The 10,040-nt window shown below is 66.2% G+C and carries 8 protein-coding genes; 3 read left to right on the forward strand and 5 right to left on the reverse strand.

The features are described 5' to 3' along the window. A partial coding sequence (locus tag ACDELDRAFT_RS14855) for an acyl-CoA thioesterase (protein WP_005798233.1) occupies positions 1-394 on the reverse strand: 394 nt, incomplete at its 3' end. Positions 395-525: 131 nt separating this feature from the next. Between ACDELDRAFT_RS14855 and ACDELDRAFT_RS14860 the strand changes: the two genes are divergently transcribed. The 3 genes from ACDELDRAFT_RS14860 to ACDELDRAFT_RS14870 all read left to right on the forward strand — a co-directional run bounded on the left by ACDELDRAFT_RS14860 (position 526) and on the right by ACDELDRAFT_RS14870 (position 3,968). Next, positions 526-2,364, forward strand: a complete 1,839-nt coding sequence (locus ACDELDRAFT_RS14860; RefSeq protein WP_005798234.1) for an ABCB family ABC transporter ATP-binding protein/permease — start codon at positions 526-528, stop codon at positions 2,362-2,364. Between the two features lie 166 nt (positions 2,365-2,530). Continuing rightward, entirely contained in the window at positions 2,531-3,463 is a 933-nt protein-coding gene (locus tag ACDELDRAFT_RS14865; RefSeq protein ID WP_040329382.1) for a 2-hydroxyacid dehydrogenase, read from the forward strand. Between the two features lie 166 nt (positions 3,464-3,629). Further along, positions 3,630-3,968, forward strand: a complete 339-nt coding sequence (locus tag ACDELDRAFT_RS14870; RefSeq protein WP_005798238.1) for a nucleotide pyrophosphohydrolase — start codon at positions 3,630-3,632, stop codon at positions 3,966-3,968. A gap of 23 nt (positions 3,969-3,991) precedes the next feature. Here the strand turns inward: ACDELDRAFT_RS14870 and dld are convergent, their stop codons facing one another. From dld to lldP, 4 genes are all read right to left on the reverse strand, one after another. Continuing rightward, positions 3,992-5,746: a D-lactate dehydrogenase gene (gene dld, locus ACDELDRAFT_RS14875; RefSeq protein ID WP_005798239.1), complete on the reverse strand. Its 1,755-nt coding sequence runs from the start codon at positions 5,744-5,746 to the stop codon at positions 3,992-3,994. Then, a complete protein-coding gene (gene lldD, locus ACDELDRAFT_RS14880; RefSeq protein WP_005798241.1) occupies positions 5,743-6,882 on the reverse strand; it encodes an FMN-dependent L-lactate dehydrogenase LldD in 1,140 nt (379 codons plus the stop codon). The genes dld and lldD overlap by 4 nt, the downstream gene beginning before the upstream one ends. A 188-nt stretch (positions 6,883-7,070) precedes the next feature. Continuing rightward, a complete protein-coding gene (gene lldR / locus ACDELDRAFT_RS14885; protein WP_005798242.1) occupies positions 7,071-7,853 on the reverse strand; it encodes a transcriptional regulator LldR in 783 nt (260 codons plus the stop codon). Between the two features lie 22 nt (positions 7,854-7,875). Then, complete coding sequence (lldP, locus tag ACDELDRAFT_RS14890; protein WP_005798243.1) at positions 7,876-9,567, reverse strand: L-lactate permease; 1,692 nt, start codon at positions 9,565-9,567, stop codon at positions 7,876-7,878. Between the last annotated feature and the right edge of the window lie 473 nt (positions 9,568-10,040).

Consider the following 10,040-nt stretch of genomic DNA (forward strand, 5'->3'; position numbering starts at 1 on the left):
GGCCGGGGCGGCCCTGGTCGTCGATGGCCACGTAGGTGAGCCGGGCCTCGGTCACCTTCACGTACTTTCCCTGATCCGAGAAGCGTTCGGCGAACACCTCCACCTGCACGGTGACCGAGGTGTTGCCCACGCGGGTGATCGATGCAAAGAACGACAGGATGTCGCCCACGCGCACGGGCTGCTTGAAGATGAATTCGTTGACGGCCACGGTGGCCATGCGGCCCTGGATATAGCGCGCCGGCAGCACCGAGCCGGCCAAGTCCACCTGCGCCATGACCCAGCCGCCGAAGATGTCGCCGTTGCCGTTGGTGTCGGCGGGCATGGGGATCACTTTGAGCACCAGCTCCTTGTCGGAGGGCAATGCGGCGGGGGGCGGGCTGAAAACGGCAGACATGGGCACAATCTCGGTTGGGGCTGAGGCCAATTCCTGGAGGAACCGGTGGTTCCCCAGCGGGCAGGCCCCTGCGAGAACCACCTGGGCGTCAGCCGGGTCGGTGATAACAACAATGCCTGGAATTGTCCCCCATGCGCCACCACGGCGAACCTTCTCCCCCATCCCCCGCTGACAACCCGGCGCACAGGCGCTCCGACTGGGCCACGCTCTCCCGCCTTCTGCCCTATCTATGGCAATACAAATGGCGCGTCGTGCTGGCCATCGTGTTCATGGTGGGCGCCAAGGTCGCCAATGTGGGCGTGCCGGTGCTGCTCAAGAACCTGGTGGATGCCATGCACATCCAGCCGGGCGACCCTGCCGCCGTGCTGGTGGTGCCGGGCGGGCTGCTGCTGGCCTACGGGTTGCTGCGCCTTTCCACCTCGCTGTTCACCGAGTTGCGCGAGCTGGTTTTTGCCAAGGCCACGCAGGGCGCGGCGCGCAGCATTGCGCTGCAGACCTTCGAGCACCTGCATGCGCTGAGCCTGCGCTTCCATCTGGAGCGGCAGACCGGCGGCATGACGCGCGACATCGAGCGGGGCGTGCGCGGCATCGAGTCGCTGATCTCGTTCACGCTGTTCAACATCGGCGCCACGCTGATCGAAGTGTTCATGGTCCTGACCATCCTCGCGCTGCGCTTCGACGCCTGGTTCGCGTGGATCACGCTGGCGGCGCTGGCCTGCTACATCACCTTCACGGTGGTGCTGACCGAGTGGCGCACGCAGTTCCGCCGGCAGGCCAACGAGTTCGATTCGGCTGCGCACAGCAAGGCCGTCGATTCGCTGCTCAACTACGAGACGGTGAAGTACTTCAACAACGAGGGCTTCGAGGCCCGCCGCTATGACGAAAGCCTGCAGCGGCTGCGCACGGCGCGGCTGAAAGCCCAGAGCACGCTGTCGCTGCTCAACACGGGGCAGCAGCTCATCATCACCATCGGCCTGGTGGCCATGCTCTGGCGGGCCACGCAAGGCGTGGTCGATGGCCGCATGACACTGGGTGACTTGGTGATGGTCAACGCCTTCATGATCCAGCTCTACATCCCGCTCAACTTCCTGGGGGTGATCTACCGCGAGATCAAGCAGAGCCTGACCGACCTGGACAAGATGTTCACCCTCATGGACCGTGAGCGCGAGGTGGCCGACGCGCCCGGCGCGCAGCCGCTGGCAGGGCTTGCGCAGCCCACGGTGCGCTTCGAGAACGTGGAGTTTGCCTACGACCCCGCGCGGCCCATTCTCAAAGGCATCAGCTTCGAGATACCGGCCGGCAAGACGGTGGCGGTGGTCGGCCCGTCGGGCTCGGGCAAGAGCACGCTGGCGCGCCTGCTGTTCCGGTTCTACGACATTCAGCGTGGCCGCATCACCATGGCAGGGCAGGAAATCCGCGAGGTGACGCAGGCCAGCGTGCGGCAGGCCATCGGCATCGTGCCGCAGGACACCGTGCTCTTCAACGACACGGTGGCCTACAACATCGCCTACGGCCGCCCGGGCGCCAGCCAGGCCGAGATCGAAGAGGCCGCCCGCGCAGCGCGCATCCATGATTTCATCGTGGTCACGCCCAAGGGCTACGCCACCATGGTGGGCGAGCGAGGGCTCAAGCTCTCGGGCGGCGAGAAGCAGCGTGTGGCCATTGCGCGCACCTTGCTGAAGAATCCGCCGGTCCTGATCTTTGACGAGGCCACCTCGGCGCTGGACAGTGCCAACGAGCGCGCCATCCAGGCCGAGCTGCAAAGCGCCGCGCGCAACCGCACCACTCTGCTCATTGCCCACCGGCTGTCCACCGTGGTCGACGCCCACCAGATCCTGGTGATGGACGCCGGCCAGATCGTCGAGCGTGGCACGCACAGCGAACTGCTCGCGTTGGGCGGGCGCTACGCCAGCATGTGGGCGCTGCAAAAAGAAAGCCCCCCTGAGTCGCCGTCGGCGCCGGCCCCATGAGGGGAACGACGCCTTCGCTGCGGGGCGGCCCTTGCGGGGCGTCGGTGGCCTGGGCTGCGCCGGTTCACACGCTGCGTGCTGGAAGATCGGTGGAAGTCCCATGGTTTCCCCCCTGTCACAGCCCGCTGTTCCCTGTGTTTTCCATGATCCTTCTGTGTATTGCCCCATGAAACCCGTCCTGCTTGCCATCACCTTTCTGTCGGAGGAGCACCGTGCCCAGCTCGCGCGGTCGTATGAGCTGATCTACGCGCCCGATGCAGCGCAATGCGCAGCGGCCATTGCGGCGCACGGCGCTACGGTGCAGGTGGTGCTCACGATTGGCTCTATTGGCCTGAATGCGCCGCAGATGCAGGCGCTGCCCCGGCTGTCGCTGGTGAGCGCGCTGGGTGCTGGCTTTGAGAACATCGATGTGGCGCACGCCAAGGCCCATGGCATTGCGGTGGCCAACGGCGCCGGCACCAACGACGACTGCGTGGCCGACCATGCCTGGGGCCTGCTGCTGGCGGTGGTGCGCGGCATTCCCCAGCTGGATGCCAGAACCCGCCAGGGCGTGTGGCGCACCGCGTTGCCGCTGCCGCCGGGCGTGTCGCACAAGCGCATGGGCATCATCGGCCTGGGCACCATTGGCGGCAAGATCGCGCAGCGTGCGCGGGGGTTCGATGTGGAGGTGGGCTACCACAACCGCAGTGCCCGCCCCGATGTGCCACACCGCTACTTTGCCGACGTGCAGACCCTGGCCGCATGGGCCGACTTTCTGGTGGTGGCGACGCCCGGCGGGCCACAAACACGCTACCTGGTGGATGCCCCCGTGCTCGATGCACTGGGCCCGAACGGCTATCTGGTGAACATCGCCCGCGGCAGCGTGGTTGACACCGCGGCCTTGGCGCAGGCACTGCGCGAAGGCCGCATTGCGGGTGCGGGGCTCGATGTGTATGAAAGCGAGCCCCAGCCCCCGGAGCCTCTGGTGGGCCTGGACAACGTGGTGCTCACGCCGCACGTGGCGGGCTGGTCGCCCGAAGCGGTGCAGGCGTCGGTGGACCGGTTCATCGAGAATGCCCGCCGCCATTTCGCGGGCGAGCCCATGGTGTCGCCGCTGTGAATGTCCCCACGGGCAACGCCTTGCGCCCGCAGACGGGCGCTGCAGCCCGCATGCCGGAGAATTTGATGTACTTTTGGCCCCTTGCGCTCATGCAGTCTGCGCTGGCAGCTATTTTTTATGTAGCAAATGGTGCCTGCGGGTTCAGGGCGCGGCAAGGCGGTGGCGCATGGATCTGACCCGGTTGCAGGCCACCTTGCGCGCCTTTGCCGCTGCCCGCCACTGGCAGCCGTACCACACGCCCAAGAACCTGGCCATGGCGCTGATGGTAGAGGCAGCCGAACTGCAGGAGCTGTTCCAGTGGCTCACGCCCGAGGAGTCGCAGCAGCTCACCGCCGACCCGGCGCAGAAGGAACGTGTGGGCGAGGAGATGGCCGATGTGCTGCTCTACCTGCTGCAACTGGCCGACCACACCGGCGTGGACCTGCACGATGCGGTGGAGCGCAAGCTGGTGAAGAACGCCATCAAGCACCCGGTGCCCCCTGCCGGCCCGGCTTCGGTGGATTGACTGAAGCCAGTTCCGCGGCGCGCTCAGGCGTTCTCCGAATACCCCTTGGGCCAGCCGCCGGTGGCATGGTTGCACTCCTGCCAGCCGCGCCCGCGCGGGGTGTGGCCGATGCCGGGGTTGAAGGTGTTGGTTGGGTCCAGCGACTGGTAGAAGCCCGCCAGCGCGGGCTTGGCCACGTAGAGGTGGCCCACGTTGTGCTCGGCGGGGTACTCGGCGCGGCGCTCGTCCAGTAGCTCCCACATGCGGTGCTCCATGGCCAGCGGGTCCACACCCTTCTTCACGATGTAGTCCTGGTGGAACACGTGGCAGAAAAAGTGGCCGTAGTACAGCTTGTGCACCACATTGCGCTCCACGTCCTGCGGTAGTTGCTCCACCCACTCGCGGTCGTTGCGGCGCAGGGCGATGTCCAGCGCCACGATGTCTTCGACCTCGCTGCGGTGCACCTCGCGGTAGCGGATGGCGGCGCCTGCGATCGCAAAGCGGTGCAGGAAGGCCTTGCGCCCTTCATCGGAATCGCATTCAAACCAGCCGCCCTGGGTGCTCTGGGCAAAGTGTTTCGTCAGGAAGGCGCGCGTGGCCTCCACCTGGTCGTTCGAGACGCGCACCAGCAGGTGGTGTTCGTACAGGTCGCGCCACTGGCGCACGCGCCGGGGCAGGTGGCTGGGCAGCAGGCGGGTCACGGCCTGGATGGCATGGTCCACAAAGCCGCGCATTCCGAGGCGTTCAAAGATGCCATCGAACCGGCTCTTGAGCGCAAAGGCCGCAGGCACGCGGGCCGTGCCAAAGCGGTCGATGAGCAGGAAGGTGTCCTTGCCGTATTTCTCCCCAATGTCGAACGCGGTGCGGTGGATGTATTCACCGGCAATGGGTGGGCGCGGCAGCGCGGTGAGCAGGTGGCGGCGCACGGCCGTGAGGTCTTCGGGTGCGTTGCTGCCGATGTAGAACACCGTGCTGGGTTCTTTGGGGAAGGTGTCGAGTCGCACGGCAAACAGGCACACCTTGCCGGCCGAGCCCGAGGCCTCGAACAGGCGGGACGGGTCGGCATTGAAGCGGGCCGGGCTGTCGGCGTCCACGGCGCGCACGTCCTGGGCGTAGCGGGCGTCCGATGCGGCGCGCTCGGGCTCGTGGCGCACGTCGGCCTCGGTGTAGCTGCCGTTCTGCAGGCGGGTGAGGATGTCTTCGGGCGTCTGGCCCAGCTCGATACCCAGGTGGTTCACCAGCTCCAGCGTGCCGTCACCCTTCACGCGGGCGTACAGCGCCAGCTCGGTGTAGGCGGGGCCCCGGCGCACCAGCGCGCCGCCCGAGTTGTTGCAGATGCCACCCAGCACCGAGGCGCCGATGCACGACGAGCCGATGACCGAGTGGGGCTCGCGGTTGAAGGGGATCAGCGTCTGCTCCAGCCGGTCGAGCGTGGCCCCGGGCAGGCACACCACCTGCTCGCCGCCGCGCACCACCTGCACGCCGGCGATGCGCAGCGTGTTGATGAGCACGATCTCGCGGTCGTAGTTGCTGCCATCGGGGGTGGAGCCGCCCGTGAGGCCGGTGTTGGCCGCCTGCATGATGACGATGCGCCCGGCCGCCACGGCGGCCTGCAGCACCTTCCACTGTTCCAGCAGCGTGCCGGGGCGCACCACGGCCAGCACGGGGCCTTCGCCGGTGCGGTGGCCCTTGCGAAAACGACGGGTGGCCTGGTCGTCGGTGAGCACGTGCGCCGCGCCCACGGCGTCGCGCAGCTGCGCGAGCAAAGCCTCGCGCGTGATCTGCGGGGCGGCGCTCATGCTTCGCGCACCAGCAGGTCGCCCGTGATGTCGCCGACCTTGGCCACGCTGGTCAGCGTCATGGCCACGCGCATTTCCTTTTCCAGCAGCTCCAGCAGGTGCTTGACGCCCGCCTCGCCGGCCGCCGCCAGCGCATAGATGTAGGCGCGGCCGATCATGGCGCAGTCGGCGCCCAGGGCAATGGCGCGTACCACGTCCAGCCCGTTGCGGATGCCCGAGTCGGCCAGAATCTTGATCTGGCCCTTCACGGCGTCGGCAATGGCGGGCAGCGCACGCGCGGAGGACAGAACGCCGTCGAGCTGCCGGCCGCCGTGGTTGGAGACGATGATGCCGTCCGCGCCAAAACGCACGGCGTCCCTGGCGTCCTCGGGGTCGAGGATGCCCTTGATGACCATTGGGCCCTTCCAGAAGGCGCGGATCCACTCCAGGTCTTTCCACGAGATCGACGGGTCGAAGTTGGCGCTCAGGTAACCCATGTAGTCCTCCAGGCCCGTGGGGCTGCCGCGGTAGGCCGAGATGTTGCCCAGGTCGTGCGGACGGCCCAGCAGGCCCACGTCCACGGCCCAGCGCGGGTGCGTCACGGCCTGCCAGTAGCGGCGCAGCGCGGCGTTGGGGCCGCTCATGCCCGAATGCGCGTCGCGGTAGCGCGCGCCGGGCACGGGCATGTCCACGGTGAACACCAGGGTGGTGCAGCCGGCGGCCTGCGCGCGCTCCAGCGCGTTTTGCATAAAGCCCCGGTCTTTCAGCACGTAGAGCTGGAACCACATGGGGCGCTGGAGCTTGGGCGCCACTTCCTCGATCGGGCAGACCGACACGCTGGACATGGTGAACGGAATGCCGTGCTGGTCGGCTGCACGTGCAGCCTGCACTTCGCCCCGGCGGCGGTACATGCCGGTCAGGCCCACGGGCGACAGGGCCACGGGGATGCTGAGCTTCTCGCCGAACAGCTCAATGCTGGTGTCGAGCCGGCTCATATCCTTGAGCACGCGCTGGCGCAGCGCCACGGCGGCGAGGTCGTCCACGTTGCGGCGCAGCGTTTGCTCGGCATAGGCGCCGCCGTCGATGTAGTGGAACAGGAAGGGCGGGAGGAACTTTTGCGCCGCTGCGCGGTAGTCGGCACTGGAGGAGATGATCACGATGGCTCTCTTATGTCGGGGTGGGTGGCTCGGCTGCGGGCCGCAGCGTTGGCGTTAGCACCCCGGCGCAGAGGTATCGAAACAGGATGAAAGTGATGGATTCGTGCCCAGGCCGAGGCGCAAACCGCAGACATAGCCGTAGCTATGGCGAGGATTTGCAACGACTGCATGGGTGCGAAGACACGCTTTCATGTTTCGATATCCCTGGGGTGGGGTGCTAGATCAAGGGGAAGGCGCATGGAGCGTTCGCGCCGCGCGCGGTCTTCGTCCATGCGCTGGATGGTGGTGCGCACATGCTCCAAGTGTTCACCGATGCATGCACGCGCGCGCTGCGGATCGCCGTCCAGAATGGCCTGCATCAGCGCCTGGTGCTGCGCCGTGAGCGCCTGCAGGGTGATGGGTGCGCTCAGTCGGAACATGTCGTGGCGGTTGCGCTCCACGGTGGAGAGCACCACGGTAAACAGGCTGTGCATCACCTGCACCAGCACCAGGTTGTGCGAGGCTTCGGCAATGGCCAGGTGGAACTGCGCGTCGGCGCGTGCTGCCAGTTCGGCGTGGCCGCCTTGCTGGTGCTGCAGCATCACTTCAAAGCAGCGCTGGATGTGGGCTTTGTCCTGTGCGGTGGCGCGCTGCGCGGCCAGCCAGGCGGTGCTGGTCTCCAGCGCGTGGCGCGTCTCCAGCACGTCGTAGCGGTAGTGGGGGTCGGATTCGATCAGGCCCGCCAGCGGCACCATGGCTTCCTGCAACCACTCTGCAGGTTTGTTGGACTGTTGCACGTAGGTGCCATCGCCGCGCCGGGCCGAGAGCACGCCCTGGCTGGTGAGCTTCTGGATGGCTTCACGCACCGAGGTGCGCGAAACGCCCAGCTCCTCGGCCAGTTGCCGTTCGGCGGGCAGCTTCTGTCCGGGCTGCAGTCCGCGGTCTTGCACCAGGGCAAGCAGTTTTTCGACAACGTGATCGGCTAGGCGCATGGGGGCTCTTGAATTCAGGGTTTCAATGACCCGGAATCATCCACGTAAACACATAGGCCTGCAGCGTGCAGATGATGCCGATGATGGCGGCGAACACCAGGCTGTGCTTGACGGTGAAGCGGAACAGGTCCGATTCCTTGCCCGCCAGGCCCACGGCCGCGCAGGCAATGGCGATGGACTGAGGCGAAATCATCTTGCCGGTGACGCCACCCGTGGTGTTGGCCGCCACGGTGAGCACGGGCGACAGGCCCAACTGGTTGGCCGTGGTGGCCTGCAAGGCGCCGAACAGGGCGTTGGCCGAGGTGTCCGAGCCCGTGAGGAACACGCCAATCCAGCCCAGGAAGGGCGAGAAAAACGTGAAGGCCTTGCCCGTATGGGCCAGCGCCAGGGCCAGCGTGGCCGACAGGCCGGAGTAGTTGGCCACGAAGGCAAAGGCCAGCACCATGCCGATGGAGTAGATCGGGATGACCAGCTCGCGCACCGTCTCGCCCAGCGTGGCCACGGCCTTGGCGGGGGAGAAACGGGCGAACGCGATCGTCAGGATGGCCGCAATCAGGATGGCGGTGCCGGTGGCTGCCAGCCAGTTGAAGGTGTATACCGCGCCATACGGCGTGGCCTGTGCGACCACGGGTGGCATTTTGGCGACCAGCTTGTCCAGCATGGGCACGGGGATGTTGATGATGGTGGAGGCCAGGGGGCCGCCTGCGGCGAACAGCGCCTTGAAGGGCTTGATGCTCCACAGGGTGACCATGCCCGTCAGGATGATGAAGGGCGACCACGCCTTGATGATGGCGCCTGCGGTGAGGGTCGTTGCGGCACCGGCTGTTGGCTTGGCGGTGGTGGCTGTCGCCGTGTTGGTGGCAGTGCTGTCGCTGATGTCAAAGCGGAAGATGCGCTTGGGCTGCCACACCTTGAGGAAGGCCGTCAGTGCGATCAGCGAGACGATGGCCGAGGTGATATCGGGCAGTTCAGGACCGATGTAGTTGGCGGTGAGGAACTGCACCACGGCGAACGAGCCGCCACCCACCAGCACGGCAGGCCAGGTCTCCTTCACGCCGCGCCAGCCGTCCATGATCGCCATGATCCAGAACAGCACCAGGATGGTCATGAAGGGCAACTGGCGCCCGGCCATCTGGCCAATGACGAACGGATCCAGCCCGGACACCTGGCCCGCCACGATGATTGGAATGCCCATGGCGCCAAAGGCCACGGGGGCGGTGTTGGCGATCAGGCACAGGCCGGCGGCATACAGCGGTCGAAAGCCCAGGCCCACCAGCAGCGCGGCGGTGATGGCCACGGGGGCGCCAAAGCCGGCCGCACCTTCCAGGAAGGCGCCAAAGCAGAAACCCACCAGGATGAGCTGCAGGCGCTGGTCGTGCGTGACCGACAGGATGGAGCTGCGGATGACATCGAACTGCCCGGTCTTGACCGACAGCTTGTACAGAAACACCGCCGCCACAATGATCCAGGCGATGGGCCACAGTCCGTAGAAGAAGCCATACACGGCCGAGGCCAGTGCGGCGCTCACGGGCATTTTGTAGAACAGCAGCGCCACACCCAGCGCCAGCAGCACCGTCACGGTGCCCGCCTGGTAGCCCTTGAGCCGCAGCTTGGTCAGGGCCAGAAAGAAAAAGACGATGGGGATGAGGGCCACGAGCGCGGACAGCCAGATGTTCCCGGCCGGGTCGTAGTTTTGTTGCCAGAGGGTTTGCATAACGGTAAGTGAGGCATGGAAACGCAGACAGGGGCCAGGGGCCCATGGCTTTCTTCACCGCAGTGGATGCGCCGCGTTGGGGCGGCGTTGTCTCCGGCCGCTGGCCCTGCAGGTCAGCGGGCCTGAGGTTGGGCTGGCATGACGGCAGGCTTGGCGCCTAGCCTTCATGGGGTAGTCATTTCTTATATTGGTATGACCAAAACAATGCATCCATGCGAATTGGTTGCATTTTGGTTCTTTGTTTGGGCGTGAATGATAGGGTAAATACTTAGTTGTGGTCTTTCGTTGCTTAGTTTTGCGCAATGGTCATACCAATATGATCGATCGAAGCCTGCAGGCTGCCTGCGCTCACCCGCGCTAAACCGTGGCGTTTTGGCAAGCATGTGGGCTGAGTGGTTGGAGGCCCGGTGGAGCCCGCCGGCAGTGGTGGCACCGGGGAGTCAGCGGACCGATGTGGAATAAAAAAAGCTTCT

The organism is Acidovorax delafieldii 2AN, from assembly GCF_000175235.1.
Taxonomy (GTDB): domain Bacteria; phylum Pseudomonadota; class Gammaproteobacteria; order Burkholderiales; family Burkholderiaceae_C; genus Acidovorax; species Acidovorax delafieldii_B.

Excerpts from the sequence above, each read along its gene's own strand:
- ACDELDRAFT_RS14860 (WP_005798234.1), top strand. The coding sequence starts at position 526 with ATGCGCCACCACGGCGAACCTTCTCCCCCATCCCCCGCTGACAACCCG.
- ACDELDRAFT_RS14865 (WP_040329382.1), top strand. The coding sequence starts at position 2,531 with ATGAAACCCGTCCTGCTTGCCATCACCTTTCTGTCGGAGGAGCACCGT.
- ACDELDRAFT_RS14870 (WP_005798238.1), top strand. The coding sequence starts at position 3,630 with ATGGATCTGACCCGGTTGCAGGCCACCTTGCGCGCCTTTGCCGCTGCC.
- dld (WP_005798239.1), bottom strand. The coding sequence starts at position 5,746 with ATGAGCGCCGCCCCGCAGATCACGCGCGAGGCTTTGCTCGCGCAGCTG.
- lldR (WP_005798242.1), bottom strand. The coding sequence starts at position 7,853 with ATGCGCCTAGCCGATCACGTTGTCGAAAAACTGCTTGCCCTGGTGCAA.
- lldP (WP_005798243.1), bottom strand. The coding sequence starts at position 9,567 with ATGCAAACCCTCTGGCAACAAAACTACGACCCGGCCGGGAACATCTGG.